This window comes from Pedobacter sp. (genome assembly GCF_965279535.1).
Lineage (GTDB): Bacteria > Bacteroidota > Bacteroidia > Sphingobacteriales > Sphingobacteriaceae > Pedobacter.
In genome coordinates this window covers 2,335,595-2,351,813 of record NZ_OZ257244.1, presented here as the reverse complement: position 1 = coordinate 2,351,813, position 16,219 = coordinate 2,335,595, and the positions used below count along the sequence as shown (strand labels likewise).

The following is a 16,219-nucleotide window of genomic DNA, read 5'->3' as shown; positions in this document are numbered from 1 at the left end:
TTAAAGGCCAGTAATAACTTTATTTTTAGGTGCTTTTACCGAATAGCTTAATTTAATGGTTTTGGTTTCGTTGGGTGCTATTTTTAACTGCCATAAAAGCATCCCGTTTTCTTTGTTAACTTCTGCACCACTGCTTTCCAGCAGTTCTACTTCAATATCACTTTCCGTTGATAAAGGATATTGATCTTTTAAGGATAAATCTATGCTTTCTTTTTTGGTGTTTCGGATTTTGATTAAATAAGAGAAAACTGCTTTTTATTGGTCCCGATAAATTTAGTACTGCTAAAATCCTGTTGTTTCTCTTTGGTAATGATAATTTTTTTGTCTTTGCCCATACTTAAACTAAGGGTATCCTGTATGTTTGCGGGGTTGATATAAGATTTTCCGGTATAAGTGCCTTCGAAAATAATATTGGCATTTCCAGGCTGAAGGTTAAAATTTTCCCAATTAATTACCTCTGCTAACAGGTAAGCGTCGGTACTTAACTTAGGTGCCGCATAATATTTATAGGTTGCAGGAACTTCATACTCTTTAAAAGCTACGGTATGAGGCTTGTTATCGCTATTTACATCATACGGGATAGAAATATCGAAAGTTACCCCCAGTTGAGATTCATTTACTGAAGTGTAATTATTTACGGTAGAAACGGATCCTGTTATCGCTTCTTTTTTAGCTTTTGCATAACCAACAACAACTACTTCACTAAGGCTTTTGTCTTCATTTATACTTGGAGAAGCCATTCCCCTGATTCTGATCTGCTGCGGTTGATAAGTAGATACAAACCAAGGGTTTAAAGTGGGGGCTGTAATATTGTAATTTGGATTGCCGGTAGATAGCGAAAGCTTTACTTTTTTCCAGTCGAGGCCGGTGTTTTGGGTAATGGCCGCCTTATAAACTATTGCCAAAGGATTAGCGGTGCTTATGGCCTTAATATCGTAACTAGCCTGCCAGTTTGCATTAGGGGTAACATAGGAAAGCTGATAACTGCTTTCCATATTTTCTTTAGCCATGAGTTGAAGCACCAGTTGTCCCAGCTGTTGGTTGGGGTTATTGCGCCATTCAGTAAGCTGTTGCTGTAAGGCATTGAGTCTCTGATTTTGCTTATCTTCGATTAAGGTAAGGCTAGCAATGGCATTTCTTACTTCAGCATTTTTTGTTCGGTAATAATCAGCCAGTTTGATCAGTTCGGCAACATTGGTTCCGCTGCTTGTTCCTCCCGATTTTCGGTTCTCATCCAGTAAAACTAAGGTTTGTTCTTCAATGGTTTTGGCATTCCTGGTTTTAGTTAATTCTGCAGTAGCAATCTTAATACTGTCAGTTAATTTCTTAATTTCCGGGTTTGCTGCATCTGTATTGAGAAAGTCTTTATTAAATTGAACAGCTAAAATGGTAACTCCCGGAGAAACACTTACCTGAATAGAGTTTTCATTTACGCGGCCTGAGATGTTGTTGATTACTACCTCTGAGGTTCCTGCCGGCAAACTAACAATCCCTTTGTGTACAAGTTGTGCACCATTGTTATACACGGTTACACTTTCTAAACCTGCTTTGCTTTTAATTTGCTGTTGCCCCAATGCCGTTAGCGGGAGGAGTAGCGCGATCAATATTTGTTTCATTTTCATTTTTTTTGGGGGGATTGAAATCAATGTTGAAGGGAAGATGCCCTGATTTTTGATTTTCCATAAAATGAACAATTCTTTTTGTTGCCTATTTGTAAAGAAAGGTGTATCTTTTTGATGCAAAGGAAAAATAAGATATTTTTGTTATTGCGTTCTTAGCACTTTTTTAAGATAGATGTCAAAAAAAATACTAGTCTGGTTTAGAAATGATCTGCGCTTGCACGACAATGAAATGTTGGTGGAGGCTATTGCTAAATCCGATGCCGTTTTACCAGTTTATATCCTTGATACCCGCCTCTTCGATAAAACTAAATACGATACACAAAAAACGGGGAGCATCAGGGCTCAATTCATCATTGAAAGTGTTGAATCACTACGCAATTCTTTAAAACAAATTGGAGGAAATTTGCTGATTGCCAAAGGGCAGCCAGAAGAAATTATCCCTCAATTGGTTCAGGAGTATGAAATTACAGAGGTTTACCATCACCGTGAGGTAGCCATGGAAGAAACGCACATTTCTACTCTGGTAGAAAATGCCCTATGGAAATTGCGGGTAAACCTGAAACATTTCATCGGTCATACTTTATATAATAAGGAAGATTTACCATTTCCCATTAAAGATATTCCTGATGCATTTAATCAGTTTAAGAAAAAGATTGAACGCGACTCCATTATCAAACCCTGCTTTGCAGCCCCAGATCGGATAAATGTTGCTGAGGTAATAGATTGGGGAAATATTTTCTCACTTGAGGATGTAAACCTCGAACCTCAACCCAGAGACCAACGTTCGGATTTTGAATTTATAGGTGGTGAGCAGGAAGGTATCCAACACTTACATAAGGTAATCAATACCATGCAGCAGGCGGCAACTTCAAAGAACCTGATATTAGCCTCCAAACTATCTGCCTGGCTGGCGATGGGATCCCTTTCCCCTCGAAAAGTATACTGGGAAATCAAAAAGATGGAGAGTGTACCCAATGCCAAAGCCATGTTTAATCATGTGCTTTTAGGCCTGCTTTGGAGAGATTATTTTCGTTTCATGTTTAAAAAGTACGGCAATATTTTCTTTAAGCCCAATGGTTTTGGAAGTCAGGGATTGGTTGATCAGGATAATCAGCAAGAAAATTTCGATAAATGGAGAACCGGGCAAACCGGATTTGCAGTGGTAGATGCCGTGATGAATGAACTGAATCAAACTGGTTATATTTCCAATATTGCCAGACAAACTGCAGCGTTATATTTAATTAATAATCTGGAGGTAAGCTGGGTATATGGTGCAGCTTATTTTGAAGAGAGATTAGTTGATTATAATCCGGCAAGTAACTGGGGTAACTGGGCCAATATTGCGGGTGTTGGTAATGATCAAAAATCAAAAAGTGTTTTTGATCTCGATAAAAATATTAAAAACCTCGATCCAAAGGGAAATTACGCCATTACTTGGGCATCATAATTGCAATGAACAATTCGTGGATTTTATCTCGATTAATATTTTAAATTATAACATTTAATCGATTTAGAGTTGCTGTAGGTTTTAAATGATCTGCTATGTATTCTATGATATTATCACACTATTTTTTTTCCAAATGAATTAATCGTTTAGAATAAATACAAATTCTATTTTTAATCAAGATTTTTGCCTTTTTTTACAAGGTAAAAAGCTAATTTTGTAATGCTTATAGTAAAAAGTTAATAATGGATAAATTATCTTATCTCAATGGCGCAAACGCCGAATATATAGAGTCTTTATATCAGTCGTATCAACAAGATCCTGAGTCAGTAGAATTTGGCTGGCAAAAATTTTTTGAAGGTTTTGATTTTGGAAGAGGGTCAGAGGCGCCAGCTGTTAGTGCGGCAACTCCCGAACAATTTTTAAAAGAGGTTAATGTACTTAACCTGATTGATGGCTACAGAAGTCGTGGTCACTTATTTACACACACTAACCCGGTAAGGGAAAGACGTAAACATTTACCAACTTTAGATTTAGCTAATTTTGGTTTATCTGAGGCTGATTTAGAAACGGTTTTTAACTCAGGAGTTGAACTTGGCATCGGAGCAGCTAAGCTTAAAGATATTTTAGCAGTTTTAAAGCAAACTTATGCTGGCTCTATCGGAGCGGAGTTTAAGTTTTTACGTACCCCAGAAGTGTTGAACTGGATTCAGCAAAAAATGGAGAGTACCAGGAATACGCCTAACTTTTCTATCGACGAGAAGAAACGAATCCTTAAAAAATTAAACGAAGCGGTTAGCTTTGAGAATTTCTTAGGCACAAAATTTTTAGGCCAGAAACGCTTCTCTTTAGAAGGAGCAGAGGCCTTAATTCCTGCTTTAGATTCTGTAATTGAAAAAGGAGCAGATTTAGGAATTGAAGAATTTGTAATTGGTATGGCTCACCGCGGAAGATTAAACGTGTTGGCCAATATCATGCAAAAAACATACAAAGATATTTTTGCTGAGTTTGAAGGTAAAAGCTATAGCGCTGATACCCCTTATGGAGGCGACGTAAAATATCACTTAGGTTATTCTACCGATGTAACCACTAATTCAGGTAAAAACGTTCACCTGAGTTTATGCCCTAACCCATCGCACTTAGAAACTGTTGATGGTGTTGTAGAAGGAATGAGCCGCTCTAAGATCGATTTCAAATATGCTGGTGATAATAGCCGCCTGGCACCGATCTTAATTCATGGTGATGCTTCTGTTGCGGGCCAGGGTATCGTTTATGAAGTAATTCAGATGGCCGGCCTTGAAGGTTATAAAACTGGTGGAACTATCCACCTGGTGATCAATAACCAGGTAGGTTTTACAACTAATTATAAAGATGCACGTACCAGTACTTACTGTACAGATATTGCCAAAGTAACGCTATCGCCAGTATTCCATGTAAACGGAGATGATCCTGAAGCATTGGTTTATGCGATCAACTTAGCAATGGAATACCGTCAGAAATATAAAAATGATGTTTTTATTGACATTCTATGTTACCGTCGTTTTGGCCACAATGAATCTGATGAACCTAAATTCACACAGCCTTTATTGTACAAAACCATTGAGAAACATCCTAACCCAAGAGAAATCTATGTTAAACAGTTAACAGAAGAAGGTAAACTGGAAGCAGGATTAGCAAAAGAAATGGAAAAAGAATTCCGTGGTATTTTGCAGGAACGGTTAAATGAAGCTAAAGAATTTGTGGCTACTAATGCTGAAATTAAATTCGGTGGAGCATGGGCAGATTTGCGTATGGCTACTCCTAAAGATTTTGAAACTTCACCTGTTACGGCGGTAAAAAAATCGACTTTGCTAGAGATTGGTAAACGCATTACCACGTTACCATCTAACAAAAAGTTCTTCAAGAAAATTGAGAAATTATTTGATGAACGTCGTAAAATGGTTAACGAGACACAGGTGTTCGATTGGGCAATGGGCGAGCAGTTGGCTTATGGTACTTTATTATCAGAAGGTAAACGTGTACGTTTAAGTGGTCAGGATGTGGAGCGAGGTACTTTCTCTCACCGTCATGCCGTTTTAACCTTAGAAGATAGTGAGGAAGAATATGTTCCTTTAGCTACCATTTCTGATCAGCAGGCACCTTTCGATATTTATAATTCGCACTTATCAGAATATGGTGTGTTAGGTTTTGAATATGGATATGCAATGGCCAACCCGAATGCTTTAACCATTTGGGAAGCACAATTCGGTGATTTCTTTAACGGGGCACAAATTGTGGTGGATCAGTACATTGCGAGTGCAGAAACCAAATGGCAACGTGAAAACGGTTTGGTAATGTTATTACCTCATGGTTATGAAGGTCAGGGACCTGAGCACTCATCAGCACGTATTGAGCGCTTTATGGAGCTTTGTGCTGATTATAATATGCAGGTAGTAAATGCAACTACTCCGGCCAACTTCTTCCACGTATTGCGCCGTCAGTTTAAACGCGATTTCCGTAAACCTTTAGTCGTGTTCTCTCCTAAAAGTTTATTGCGTCATCCGGCTTGTGTTTCTAAATTAGAAGAATTTACTGAAGGAGGCTTTAAAGAAGTAATTGATGATGTGAATGTAAAAGTTGCTGATGTAACCAGGATACTTTTCTGTTCAGGTAAGATTTACTATGAGCTATTAGAGAAACAAAAAGCTGATCAATTGAAACATGTTGCAATTGTCCGTGTAGAGCAGTTGTATCCAACTCCGATTGACCAAATGGAGGCGATTCAAAAGAAATATAAAAATGCTACAGAGGTTTTCTGGGTACAGGAAGAACCAGAAAATATGGGTGCATGGCCATATTTATTCCGCAAGTTGTACAAAACAGCCTTAAAAGGTATTGATGTAATTTCCAGAAAAGAAAGCAGCAGTACAGCAACAGGTTTTGCAAAACAACATGCTAACCAGCAAGCGTATATTTTAGCTAAAGCTTTAGAAATTCCGGTAACAGAGGATGTAAAGGATATCGCTAAAAAAGCAACAAAAAAATTGGTTCAAATAGATTAAATCGAGGTTAAAGTAGCAAGATTTAAAAGGATAAACCGAATTAAGTCTTGCTGCGGTATGCCTTTAACATAAAATACATAACGTTACAAATATGAGTTTAGAAATAAAAGTTCCTGCGGTTGGAGAATCTATAACCGAAGTTGTTTTATCGCGTTGGATTAAAAACGATGGCGATGTTGTTGAAATGGATGAAGTTATTGCTGAATTAGAATCGGATAAAGCTACATTTGAATTAACTGCAGAACAAGCTGGAACTTTAAAAACCATTGCCGCCGAAGGTGATACATTGCCGATTGGTGCAGTTGTTTGTAAAATCGAAGATGGTGGCGCTGCTCCTGCAAAAGCAGAGGCTCCAAAAGCTGAAGAAAAGGCAGCGGTTGCTGAAGATAAAACTGCAGCCCCTGTTGCAGAAAGATCTGGCGAAAGCTATGCTACTGGTACACCTTCTCCGGCTGCTGGTAAAATTTTAGCAGAAAAAGGTGTTGATGCCGGTACTGTAAAAGGTACAGGTGTTGATGGCCGTATCACGAAAGAGGATGCTCTAAAAGCTGAGGCTGGTAAAAAAGCGGAAGCACCTAAAGCTGCTGCTGCTCCTGCTGCGGTTGCTGCTCCTGCAGGAAGCCGTACAGAGCGTCGTGAGAAAATGTCGCCACTTCGCAAAACCGTAGCGAAACGTTTAGTTGCTGTTAAAAATGAAACCGCTATGTTAACTACATTTAACGAAGTTAACATGAAGCCAATCATGGATTTGAGAGCTAAATACAAAGATTCTTTTAAAGAAAAACACGGTGTAGGTTTAGGATTCATGAGTTTCTTTACTAAAGCCGTAACAGAAGCTTTAAAAGATTTCCCTGCAGTTAATGCACGTATTGAAGGTGAAGAATTGGTTTACAACAACTTTGCTGATGTTTCTATTGCGGTTTCTGCGCCAAAAGGTTTGGTTGTTCCGGTAATCCGCAATGCTGAAAGCATGTCTTTGGCTGAGATTGAAAAATCTGTTTTGGCATTGGCTTTAAAAGCACGCGATGGAAAATTAACCATCGAAGAAATGACAGGTGGAACCTTTACCATTACCAATGGTGGTGTATTTGGTTCAATGATGTCTACACCGATCATCAATGCGCCCCAATCTGCGATTTTAGGTATGCACAACATCGTAGAACGCCCAATCGCTGAAAAAGGTGAAGTGGTAATCCGCCCGATGATGTATGTAGCTTTATCTTACGATCACAGAATTATCGACGGACGTGAATCTGTTGGATTCCTGGTTCGTGTGAAACAATTATTAGAAGATCCGGCTAGATTATTATTAGGCGTTTAGTCTTTCACTAGCTTAAACATACCAAAGCCTCGACGCGTAGTCGGGGCTTTTTGTTTTTTAGTATAGTGTGATTTGCTTTCGGCTTTTAGCTTACTCGGAACTACAGACTTTTAGACTCATGACTAAATAAATCTATCTTTGCCCGATGAAATTAACGTTCAGTTACAAGTTTTTAATCCTTTTTCTGGTTATCCTTATTGCCGAAATACTCATTGGTAAATACCTGCACGACCCCTTTATTCGTCCGTTCGGAGGTGACGTATTGGTCGTTATACTCATTTATGCTTTCCTTCGTACCTTTCTGTTAACCAATAATAAAAAACTCGCATCAGGTGTATTCGTCTTTGCCTGTATCATTGAGTTTTTACAGGCCCTTCATTATGTTACCTGGTTTGGTTTAGAAGATAATAAATTGATGAGCATCGTGATGGGAACCTCGTTCAGTTATTACGATTTGTTGGCCTATTTTGGAGGCTACCTCATTTGCTTGATGCTAAAGGATTAAATAGGTAAAGCAAGTTCGGTGCTTATCGCCACCAGCTGTCCGTCTTTCCGCTATATCTTTTTGGAATTTTTTGGCAGAAGAAGCACATTTTTATCCCAAAAAGGATGCCGCTGCAATACGGTTTATTAACACCAGGTTGTGCTACTCAATCCGTAAAAGTGCTTCGTATGGATCTCCTTCCAGATTTAGTAACTTGGCAAAGGCGGGCTCTGTTTTGTAGCCTGATGCTTTAAGCTTTATAATTTCCTGTTTAAAATCTTCACCTTTTTCCTGCAGTATTTTATGTTCCATCAGCATATGCCGATAGGCATTTTGCATAATAGTAGGGATGCGCTGCCCAAAAATCTCTACCTCGAAACCTCCAATAATAAAACTGGCTTTGATAGATTTGAATGAGTCATTTCTGGAAATGGAAAATGCTTTTTCTGCACCGAAGAAATTACTCAGATCGTTTGTAAAGGCAAGCTCATCCTTCATCTCACAAATGATGTCTAAATCACTGGTTGTAATGTCAATTTCAATTGGGATGGTTCCAACCAAAATTGGTGCATAACTATGCAATTTTTCAAGCACCTTGTTGCTTTTCAAAATGTGATAAGCCTTTTGCTGTTTATTGTTCCCATTCCGCAGATAAGCTATATCAAGAAAATTAATCATGGTTTAAAAAAAATACTGGTGGTTTGGCCGGGTCTTAATTTTTATTTTCAGCATCATTATGTGTGTTTTGCCCTTACAGGTTAATGCTGTTAAAATAACAAAGCCCAATTCTTTTGGGAATGGGCTTTGTTAAAAATGCTGTTCTGAAGGGGTAGCAGGAGCTACTGTAAAATGAATTCAGCAATACGATTCTTCATTTAATCCTCAACAATCTCGCTGTTAATGCTCACATCGTCCTTTACGTCCTCTTTAAAGTAGTTTTTCTGGAAAATCAGTATAAGTACTACCCCTACAGAAATGGCCGCATCTGCGAGGTTAAAAACAGGTCTGAAGAAAATGAATTCTTCGCCTCCCCAAATGGGAAACCAGCTTGGGAAATGGCCTTGTGCAATAGGAAAGTAGAACATATCTACTACTCTGCCATGAAACCAGTTCTCGTAACCATATATCTTACCGTAGAAAACAGAATCAATAATGTTCCCTAAAGCCCCTGAAAAGATCAAGGCCGCGTTCAGGATTAACCCTCTGTGGTATTTATGCTTAATGAGATAATGTAGGCCATAGCCAATTCCACCAACCGCTGCAATTCTAAAAAGAGAAAGTGCAAGCTTACCGAATTCACCGCCAAACTCCATACCAAAAGCCATCCCGTTATTTTCGGTAAAATGGATAATGGCCCACTTGCCAAGAATATTAAATTCCTGACCCAGATACATATGGGTTTTCACCCAGGTTTTTACCAGCTGATCGGCCAGCAAAACCAAAAAGATTAGAATTAAAGGTTTCGTATAGCCTTTCATTAACCTTGCTTTAATTTAGCTTCCATACTTAGTGTAGCATGCGGCACCGCACGTAAACGTTCTTTCTGAATCAATTTACCGGTTTCGCGACAAATACCATAAGTTTTGTTCTCAATACGAACCAAAGCGTTCTCTAAGTTGTCGATAAATTTTCTTTGACGCGCAGCCAACTGGTTGATCTGCTCTTTTTCCATTGTTGCAGAACCATCTTCCAAAGTTTTGTAAGCACCAGAAGTATCTTCAGTGCCATTTGCATTTGGATTGCTCAAAGAGGCAGTTAAAGAGTTTAACTCTTCTTTTGCCATACGTAATTTATCTAGGATTAAATCTTTAAATTCTTGTAGTTCACTGTCTGAGTAGCGTGTTTTGTTGCTGTTTTCCATGTTACTTATCTAATTTTCTAATTTATGGATTTATATTTTATTTACTAAAATGCTTAACTCAACATCATCGATCACGATTTTGTTTGCATTATTTACAGCATCTGTTAATTCAAATTCATCAGCTAATATTTCAGCGCAAATGTAAGCTTTGTTTTTAGCCACTGCATCCGCCACCAAGTTATCATTTTGTAAGGTAACTTTTATCCTATCTGTCACCTCAAAGTTCAATTCTTTACGTAAATTCTGAATTCTGTTCACCAATTCACGGGAAATTCCTTCTTGCTTTAGCTCTTCTGTAATGGTTACATCCAGCGCAACGGTTAAGCTTCCTAAATTGGTGACCTGCCATCCCGGAATATCTTCGGCGAAAACTTCAACATCATCGTTTAAATCAACAGCATGTTGTTGTCCTTCACTTCCGAAAACATTAATGTAGCCATCCATCTCTAAACGTTGGATGTCATCCTGTGTTGCATTTTCTAAAGCCGCTTTCACAATGCTCATATCCTTACCAACTTTCTTGCCAAGTGATTTAAAATTAGGTTTTAATTTCTTCTTCACTATACCATGTGTATCGGTAATGAACTCAATATGTTTAACATTGGTTTCAGAAAGGATATAGTCGGCAACTTTAGCAATTTTTTGTTCGAAATCGCCATTTAACGATGGGATTAAGATTTTTTCCAAAGGCTGACGTACGTTAATACCCGATTTCTTTCTCAATGATAATACCATCGAAGAAATATCCTGGGCATAGAGCATTCTTTCATTCAAAGCATTGTCAATCAGATTGGTGTCTGCTTCTTTCCATAAGGTTAAGTGCACAGATTGTTCAGCATGTTTATCCGTAACCGTTAAGTTTTTGTATAACCAATCGGCAAAGAATGGAGCAACAGGGCTCATTAACTGTGCAAGTGTTTCCAGACAAGTATAAAGTGTTTCATAAGCGGCACGTTTATCCTCAGTCATTTCACCTTTCCAGAAACGGCGGCGACTTAAACGGATATACCAGTTACTTAAATGCTCATCAACAAACGTTTGGATAGCCCTTGCAGCTTTAGTAGGTTCGTAAGCATTGTAACTTTCATCTACCTCATTGATTAGATTTTGTAATAAAGATAAAATCCAACGATCCAGTTCTGTTCTGTCTGCAACTTTACTTAAATTATTCTTATCGATTTCGAATTTATCGATATTCGCATATAATGCAAAGAATGCATAAGTATTATAAAGCGTTCCGAAGAACTTACGGCGTACTTCATCTAATCCTTCAATACTGAATTTAAGATTATCCCATGGCGATGCATTGCTAATCATGTACCATCGGGTGGCATCAGCACTATAAGTTTCAATGGTAGCAAAAGGATCTACAGCATTGCCTAAGCGTTTAGACATTTTATTACCGTTTTTATCCAATACCAATCCGTTTGAAACTACATTTTTAAATGCTACTCCCGGATTGCCAACTTTTGCATTTACTGCTTTAATCTCATCACTAGCTTCGCTTAACATTACAGCAATAGCATGCAAGGTAAAGAACCAACCACGGGTTTGATCCACACCTTCGGCAATAAAATCTGCCGCGTAGGCATTTTCAAAGGCCTCCTGGTTTTCGAAAGGGAAGTGCCATTGCGCATAAGGCATTGCACCACTATCAAACCATACATCTATCAGATCAGTTTCACGGGTCATTTTCTCGCCTTTTGATGAAGTTAAGATTACATCATCCACGTAAGGGCGGTGCATGTCTTTAAGTTCGAATCCTTCAGGCATAAAACCAGCTGCTACTGACTTGGCAATCTCTGCATTCAATTCAGCAACTGAGCCGATACACTTCTCTTCAGCACCATCGGCGGTACGCCAGATTGGTAACGGTGTTCCCCAATAACGTGAACGGGAAAGGTTCCAGTCTACTAAATTTTCCAACCAGTTACCAAAACGACCGGTTCCGGTGGCATCAGGTTTCCAGTTGATGGTTTTGTTTAGTTCCACCATTTTATCCTTAACTGCAGTGGTTTTGATGAACCAACTGTCTAAAGGATAGTATAATACAGGCTTGTCCGTTCTCCAGCAGTGCGGATAAGTATGGACGTATTTCTCTACCTTAAAAGCCTTGTTTTCCTCTTTTAACTGAATAGCCAGTTCAACATCTACAGATTTCTCTGGTGCTTCGCCGTCTTTATAATATTCGTTTTTAACGTACTTGCCTCCATAATTGCCACCTAAAGCAGCAATAAATTTACCCTGCAAATCAACCAAAGGAACGGCATTGCCTTTCTCATCCAAAACCAACATTGGTGGTACTTCAGGGGTAGCTAATTTCGCCACCCTCGCATCATCTGCACCAAAGGTAGGGGCAGTGTGAACAATACCTGTACCATCTTCAGTCGTTACAAAATCTCCGGAAATTACTCTAAAAGCATTTTCAGGATTTTGGTAAGGAAGGGCATAAGGTAATAGTTGTTCGTATCTGATGCCAACTAAATCGGCTCCGGTAAGTTCAGCTAAAACGGTATATGGAATTTTTTTATCTTCAGCTTTATAGTTGCTAAAATCTTCAGTATTTTCAGATAAAAAGTATTTTCCTGCAAATTGCTTAGATACAAGTGCTTTTGCCAACACCACCTGGATGGGTTCGAATGTGTATTGATTAAAAGTTTTAACCAAAACGTAATCAATTTTCGGACCTACCGTTAAGGCTGTGTTACTTGGTAATGTCCAGGGGGTGGTAGTCCATGCTAAGAAATGAACCGTTCCAAATGCTTTTAATGCTTTGGGTAAAGTCTCATTAATGGCTTTAAACTGTGCTACAATGGTGGTGTCACTTACATCCTTATAAGTTCCCGGCTGGTTTAACTCGTGTGAGCTTAGTCCGGTTCCGGCAGCAGGGGAGTAAGGTTGAACAGTATAGCCCTTGTAAAGGAAGCCTTTATTATATAATTGTTTTAAGATCCACCAAAGGGTCTCAATATAATCGTTTTCGTAAGTGATGTATGGATTTTCAAGATCAACCCAGTAACCCATTTTTTCGGTTAGGTCGTTCCAAACATCTGTATATTTCATTACCTCAGTACGGCAGGCTGCATTGTAATCATCAACGCTAATTTTTTTGCCGATATCTTCCTTGGTAATGCCTAATTTTTTCTCTACAGCCAATTCTATCGGCAAGCCATGAGTATCCCAGCCACCTTTACGTTTAACCTGATAGCCTTTTAAGGTTTTGTAGCGGCAAAAAATATCTTTAATAGCACGGGCCATTACATGGTGAATACCAGGCATACCGTTAGCCGATGGCGGACCCTCGTAAAAGGTAAACGGATTAGATTTTGGACGTGAAGAAATGCTCTTCTCAAAGATGTTTTCTGCTTTCCAAAAATCGAGTATTTCTTGCCCTATTTTGGCAAGTTCCAATTGTTTAAATTCCCTATACATCAATAAAGTACCTTCAAAAAAATTAAGGTTGCAAAGTTAACGTTTTTCGCCCAATTTTAGTAGTTTAGATGTAAATACTTTGCGGTGAAATTATTTAATATAGGCCTTTCTTTGATGATAATAGCAGTAATTGCCTTGCCTGTTATTGCAGTTATTAATCCAGCCAACAGAAATTTTGTGTTGTATGGCTTTTATTTATGTGGATTGTTAGAACTTATTGGGCTCATTTTTGTTTTGATTCATATTGTCAACTTAAAAAAGAGAAACCCATGATTAAGCTCCTTAAATTACAAAAAGCAGTTTTTGTTATCCTTGCGGGGATCATTTCTTTTGTTGCTTATCGTGTGCTATATGCCTACGAAATTAAATGGAGCATCTATTTAGAGATGTTGGCCGGTGTATTGCTAATTGTAGGCGCCTGTTGGTTTCTATATCCTATTCTGTTTGCCAAAAAAGATGATGATGGTAATGTTGAAATCATTACCGATCCAACTGTAGAAGTGCCGGTAGATGAGGAGGGTAAGGCAGAGGCTTGAAAACGCAGGTAATTGTATTAGCTGAGTAAAAAAGATACTTAAAATAAAAGCACTGATTTTGTTAGAGTCAGTGCTTCTATGATTGTATAGCTTTTTGTTTTAATGATCAAATTCTGCTGCATTTCTTGCAGATTCTTCATCAGAAATCTGCTTCCTTACCTTTTTCTTGTCTAGCCACAATACCAATGCAGGTAATAGCGTAAGGTTAAATATCAGGGCTACAAAAAGTGTGATCGACAAGAGTAAGCCCAATACTACAGTGCCACCAAAAGTAGAAGCAGTAAAGATGCCAAAACCAAAAAACAAGATTAGGGCAATATGCGTCATACTTACCCCTGTTTCTGTAATTGTATCTGTAATAACCTTTGGAATTGTGAAATTTGTAAGGTTAAGTTCCTGCTGATACCGGGTTAAGAAGTATATGGTTTGATCTGAAGCTAAACCAAATGCGATTGTAAAAATCAATATTGTTGAAGGTTTTAAAGAAATTCCGAAATATCCCATAATTCCTGCTGTGATAATTAGCGGAACAATATTGGGAAGTAAGGAGATGAACATAATTCCGATGCTCTTAAACTGCGCCAGTCTTAACAAAGAGATTAGTACAATGGCTAATGCAATACTTTCCACCAAGTGCTTCAACATATAATCCGTTCCCTTGGAAAAAATAATACTAGAGCCAGTAAGTTCTACATTGAACTTAGCAGGAGGTAGAATGCTATCAATGCGGGGTTTCAACTCAGCCATGATCGCATCCAATCGCTTAGATCCTACATCGGCCATTTGAAAACTAATCCTTGTACTTTGATTATCTTTACTGATAAAATTGGTTAACAGACTGGCATTCCCTTTTCCACCATTAGCAATATAGGCCAGAATAAAATTCTTTTCCAGATTGTCTGGCAAACGGAAAAATGTAGTATCATTATTGTAAAAGGCTTGAGTTGCATATTTAAGGCCCATGTTTACAGAAATAGGTCTTGAAAACTCAGGATAAGAAGCGATCATTTTTTCCATTTTTTCAATCCGCTTTAAATTGGTAAGGTTGAAAACACCATTCTTTTTCCTGGTATCTACACTTACCTCCAATGGAAGGATTCCTTCAAAGTTCTTCTCGAAGAATTTTAAGTCTGTCAGTATTTCGGAATTTTTGGGTAGATCGTCAACTACATAGCCATTTACATTGATTCTTAAAACACCAATAAAGGCGATAATGGAAATTACGACTGTACTGATGTAAATCAAACTGCTTTTTTGCTGAACCAAGTGATCTGTTTTCACTAAAAGTTTATGCAGGAAACCCTCTTCAACATGCGTTTGTGCTTTTATTTTGGGGGTTGGTAAATAACTGAAAATAATAGGAACTAAGCATAAGCACATTAACCACGTAACCATTACATTAATTGAAGCTACACTACCAAACTGCATCAATAATTCGCTTCCAGTAAAGTAAAGTACAGCAAAGCCGATAGCTGCTGTGATATTGGCAATAAGGGTTGTAACAGCAATCCGTTCGATGGTTACACTTAATGCCCGCTGCTTATCGCCATCTTTCCGTAATTCATTTTGATATTTATTCAATAACAAAATGCTGTTCGGAATACCAATTATTACAATGAGGGGTGGTATCAATCCAGTCAAAATGGTTAGCTCAAAGCCAAATAATACCAGTGTGCCTATGCTCCAGATTACGCCCATGATTACAACCAGAATCGGAAAAAATACTGCGTAAAATTTTCGGAAGAAAAACAATAGAATTAAAGCAGATACTAATATAGATAGGCCTAAAAACAATACAAACTCGTTGCTTACCAATTTACTTACCGCAGTACGGATATAAGGCAGGCCAGAAATGTGAACTTTAATTTGACTTGCTTTTTCAAATGCTTTAGCCTTATTTTCTATTTCTTTTAATATCGGATTTCTTGCTGCTGTATTGAGAATTTTAGTATCAAATGTAATAGCCATTAATGTGGCATTTTGCTTGTTAAATACCAATCCTTCGAAAAATGGGGTGTTATATAAAGCGTTTTTAATGGAATCCATTTGTGCATCAGAAGATATTTTTTCTCCTGGTATAGGTTTCAGTACAAATTTCTGGTTAACCGTATCTTTATCCAGCTGAAAAATCCTTCCTGTTGAAAGTACCTGCTTAATGCCTTTTAATTTCTGGATATCATTAGAAAGCTGAACCCACTGGTTATAGGTTTCTTTCTTAAAAATATCCGAAGATTGGATCCCGATAACCATGATGCTTCCATCTTCGCCAAACTGTTTTTTGAAGGCATTATATTTAATAAATGCGCTATCAGTTACGGGTAAAATTTTACTTCCTGCATAAGAGAGCTTTACGTTTTTGGCTTGATACGCCATGAAAACGGTACCCAATAAAAAAAATACGATGATTGCAATTCGATTCTGAAGAATAAATCTTGATAGCTTTACCCACATGTGCCACTTAGTTTTAATAATAATTTT

Annotated in this window: 12 protein-coding genes; 5 read left to right on the top strand and 7 right to left on the bottom strand. The window is 38.0% G+C overall.

Features of this window, described 5'->3' with window-relative positions; genetic code table 11:
• Positions 1 to 204, bottom strand: coding sequence for a DUF4139 domain-containing protein (locus ACQY77_RS09320; protein WP_428430145.1), 204 nt, complete (start codon positions 202 to 204; stop codon positions 1 to 3).
• 29 nt (positions 205 to 233) lie between these two features.
• A complete protein-coding gene (locus ACQY77_RS09315; protein WP_421938252.1) occupies positions 234 to 1,616 on the bottom strand; it encodes a DUF4139 domain-containing protein in 1,383 nt (460 codons plus the stop codon).
• A gap of 178 nt (positions 1,617 to 1,794) precedes the next feature.
• Here ACQY77_RS09315 and ACQY77_RS09310 point away from each other — a divergent pair, with 178 nt between their 5' ends.
• The 4 genes from ACQY77_RS09310 (at position 1,795) to ACQY77_RS09295 (ending at position 7,933) form a co-directional block, all read left to right on the top strand.
• The gene (locus tag ACQY77_RS09310; RefSeq protein WP_421938253.1) at positions 1,795 to 3,069 is read left to right on the top strand and encodes a DASH family cryptochrome; all 1,275 of its coding nucleotides are present in this window, start codon (positions 1,795 to 1,797) and stop codon (positions 3,067 to 3,069) included.
• Positions 3,070 to 3,311: 242 nt separating this feature from the next.
• On the top strand, positions 3,312 to 6,107 hold the full coding sequence (locus ACQY77_RS09305) for a 2-oxoglutarate dehydrogenase E1 component (RefSeq protein ID WP_421938254.1): 2,796 nt from the start codon (positions 3,312 to 3,314) through the stop codon (positions 6,105 to 6,107).
• 91 nt (positions 6,108 to 6,198) lie between these two features.
• Positions 6,199 to 7,428, top strand: a complete 1,230-nt coding sequence (gene odhB / locus ACQY77_RS09300) for a 2-oxoglutarate dehydrogenase complex dihydrolipoyllysine-residue succinyltransferase (RefSeq protein ID WP_421938255.1) — start codon at positions 6,199 to 6,201, stop codon at positions 7,426 to 7,428.
• 145 nt (positions 7,429 to 7,573) lie between these two features.
• On the top strand, positions 7,574 to 7,933 hold the full coding sequence (locus ACQY77_RS09295) for a DUF2809 domain-containing protein (protein ID WP_421938256.1): 360 nt from the start codon (positions 7,574 to 7,576) through the stop codon (positions 7,931 to 7,933).
• 141 nt (positions 7,934 to 8,074) lie between these two features.
• Here ACQY77_RS09295 and ACQY77_RS09290 read toward each other — a convergent pair whose 3' ends face one another.
• The 4 genes from ACQY77_RS09290 to ileS form a co-directional block, all read right to left on the bottom strand.
• Positions 8,075 to 8,590 carry a DUF4269 domain-containing protein gene (locus tag ACQY77_RS09290; protein ID WP_421938257.1) on the bottom strand — a complete coding sequence of 172 codons (516 nt, stop codon included), beginning with the start codon at positions 8,588 to 8,590 and terminating at the stop codon, positions 8,075 to 8,077.
• Between the two features lie 197 nt (positions 8,591 to 8,787).
• A complete protein-coding gene (locus ACQY77_RS09285; protein ID WP_421938258.1) occupies positions 8,788 to 9,390 on the bottom strand; it encodes a lipoprotein signal peptidase in 603 nt (200 codons plus the stop codon).
• Positions 9,390 to 9,773, bottom strand: coding sequence for a TraR/DksA family transcriptional regulator (locus tag ACQY77_RS09280; protein ID WP_090881725.1), 384 nt, complete (start codon positions 9,771 to 9,773; stop codon positions 9,390 to 9,392). The genes ACQY77_RS09285 and ACQY77_RS09280 overlap by 1 nt, the downstream gene beginning before the upstream one ends.
• 30 nt (positions 9,774 to 9,803) lie before the next feature.
• Positions 9,804 to 13,205: an isoleucine--tRNA ligase gene (gene ileS, locus ACQY77_RS09275; RefSeq protein ID WP_421938259.1), complete on the bottom strand. Its 3,402-nt coding sequence runs from the start codon at positions 13,203 to 13,205 to the stop codon at positions 9,804 to 9,806.
• Between the two features lie 269 nt (positions 13,206 to 13,474).
• Here ileS and ACQY77_RS09270 point away from each other — a divergent pair, with 269 nt between their 5' ends.
• Positions 13,475 to 13,741: an isoleucyl-tRNA synthetase gene (locus ACQY77_RS09270; RefSeq protein WP_421938260.1), complete on the top strand. Its 267-nt coding sequence runs from the start codon at positions 13,475 to 13,477 to the stop codon at positions 13,739 to 13,741.
• Positions 13,742 to 13,840: 99 nt separating this feature from the next.
• Here ACQY77_RS09270 and ACQY77_RS09265 read toward each other — a convergent pair whose 3' ends face one another.
• Positions 13,841 to 16,192, bottom strand: coding sequence for an efflux RND transporter permease subunit (locus ACQY77_RS09265; RefSeq protein WP_421938261.1), 2,352 nt, complete (start codon positions 16,190 to 16,192; stop codon positions 13,841 to 13,843).
• Between the last annotated feature and the right edge of the window lie 27 nt (positions 16,193 to 16,219).

What these genes read in the sequence shown, in the direction of transcription:
- odhB (WP_421938255.1), top strand. Translation starts at nt 6,199, where the DNA reads ATGAGTTTAGAAATAAAAGTTCCTGCGGTTGGAGAATCTATAACCGAA.
- ACQY77_RS09265 (WP_421938261.1), bottom strand. Translation starts at nt 16,192, where the DNA reads ATGTGGGTAAAGCTATCAAGATTTATTCTTCAGAATCGAATTGCAATC.
- ACQY77_RS09280 (WP_090881725.1), bottom strand. Translation starts at nt 9,773, where the DNA reads ATGGAAAACAGCAACAAAACACGCTACTCAGACAGTGAACTACAAGAA.
- ACQY77_RS09310 (WP_421938253.1), top strand. Translation starts at nt 1,795, where the DNA reads ATGTCAAAAAAAATACTAGTCTGGTTTAGAAATGATCTGCGCTTGCAC.
- ACQY77_RS09295 (WP_421938256.1), top strand. Translation starts at nt 7,574, where the DNA reads ATGAAATTAACGTTCAGTTACAAGTTTTTAATCCTTTTTCTGGTTATC.
- ACQY77_RS09285 (WP_421938258.1), bottom strand. Translation starts at nt 9,390, where the DNA reads ATGAAAGGCTATACGAAACCTTTAATTCTAATCTTTTTGGTTTTGCTG.
- ACQY77_RS09315 (WP_421938252.1), bottom strand. Translation starts at nt 1,616, where the DNA reads ATGAAACAAATATTGATCGCGCTACTCCTCCCGCTAACGGCATTGGGG.
- ACQY77_RS09305 (WP_421938254.1), top strand. Translation starts at nt 3,312, where the DNA reads ATGGATAAATTATCTTATCTCAATGGCGCAAACGCCGAATATATAGAG.
- ACQY77_RS09270 (WP_421938260.1), top strand. Translation starts at nt 13,475, where the DNA reads ATGATTAAGCTCCTTAAATTACAAAAAGCAGTTTTTGTTATCCTTGCG.
- ACQY77_RS09290 (WP_421938257.1), bottom strand. Translation starts at nt 8,590, where the DNA reads ATGATTAATTTTCTTGATATAGCTTATCTGCGGAATGGGAACAATAAA.
- ileS (WP_421938259.1), bottom strand. Translation starts at nt 13,205, where the DNA reads ATGTATAGGGAATTTAAACAATTGGAACTTGCCAAAATAGGGCAAGAA.